Below are 1,251 nucleotides of genomic sequence, written 5' to 3'. Positions count from 1 at the left end.
GCTCAGCCGGGTGGCCGGGCGGGGCGGTGGCGCGGCGCCGGGGCGCCGTACGCGGGGTCGGTCAGGTGGCGTCGGGGTCGAACGGGGGGCGCTCGCCGGGGGCCAGCGGGGCGCCGGCGGAGGCGGGGGCGGGGGCCGGCGCGGACTTCTCGAAGCTGACGCTGCCGCTGCGGCCGTTGACCGGGGCCGCGGGCTTGTCGTCCAGGACGGAGCGGATGTCCAGCGAGTCCTTCATCCCCTTGAGGCCCAGCGGGTCCTCCTCGCCGCCCATGAGCTGCTTGCGGACGAAGGTCTTGGGGTTCAGGTCCTCGAACTCGAAGTCCTGGAAATCGGGGCCCAGCTCGCTGCGGATGTCCTCCTTCGCGTTGTCGGCGAAGGAACGGATCTTCCGGACGACGTTCATGGTGTCCTGGATCAGCTTCGGCAGTTTGTCCGGACCGAAGATGATGATGGCCATCACGACGAGGGTCAGCACCTCCAGCCCGCTCACGTCGCTGAACACCTTTGGCTCCCTAGCTCGTCGGACGACGGTTCCTACAGGGTAATGGCCACCGGCGAGTCCCTGGTCCACGCTGGGATGAAGCCGTGGTAAAGACCTGCCGGTGGCCGAGGCCGTCCGGACGGGGGATCGAGCGCGCGTCCCGGGTCCGTCGAGGGTTGTTCTAGCGGGTCTGCTGGCGCTGTGCCACGGCGCCCCCGGGGTAGCGCTCCGGGGAGCCCGGCGGGGTCGCGTCGCGGGTCGCGGCGACCGGGCGGCCGGGGAAGTCCACCGGGACCTGGGCGTTCATCGGGACGAGGCCGCCGCCGCGTCCGGTGCCGGAGCCGGGCGGGCTGACGGTGGTGCCGTGGCGCTCCTCGCCCTGCGTGCTGAGCCCGCCGACACCGCCGAGCGTCACCGCGGCGACGGAGAAGGCGCCCGCGGCGGCGAACACCAGCCGGCGGCCCCGCGCGGGCGGGCGGACGACGGCCGCGGAGGACTGCGGACGGGCGGGGGCGGCGGTGGGCTCGGGGCGGGCGGAGCGCCGGCCCATCAGCGGCCGCAGCACCGCGCCGCGCCCGAAGGCGCGCGGGTCGACCCCGGGCAGCGGCGTGTCCGCGCCGAGCGCGCCGGCGCCGAAGGAGGCCCCGGCACCGCGGCCGAAGGAGCCGCCGTCGAGCCGGCTGCCGCCGAGCGTCCCGGCGGCGGCGACCCCGCCGCCGGGCAGGTCGTCGTCGTCATCGCGGCGGCCGCGGCCGGCCGGCCAGTCGCCG

General features: G+C 76.2%; 1 protein-coding gene and 1 pseudogene. Both read right to left on the bottom strand.

Going from position 1 to position 1,251, the window contains the following annotated elements:
* Window positions 1-61 precede the first annotated feature (61 nt).
* Window positions 62-502 carry a sec-independent translocase gene (locus ACFU7Z_RS39500; RefSeq protein WP_380782999.1) on the bottom strand — a complete coding sequence of 147 codons (441 nt, stop codon included), beginning with the start codon at window positions 500-502 and terminating at the stop codon, window positions 62-64.
* A gap of 160 nt (window positions 503-662) precedes the next feature.
* Window positions 663-1,251, bottom strand: a pseudogene (locus ACFU7Z_RS39495) (hypothetical protein); the annotation flags it as partial.

This window comes from Kitasatospora sp. NPDC057518 (assembly GCF_042802075.1).
Classification (GTDB): domain Bacteria; phylum Actinomycetota; class Actinomycetes; order Streptomycetales; family Streptomycetaceae; genus Kitasatospora.
The sequence above is the reverse complement of the archived record's forward strand: the minus strand, read 5'-3'. Positions and strand labels throughout refer to the sequence as shown.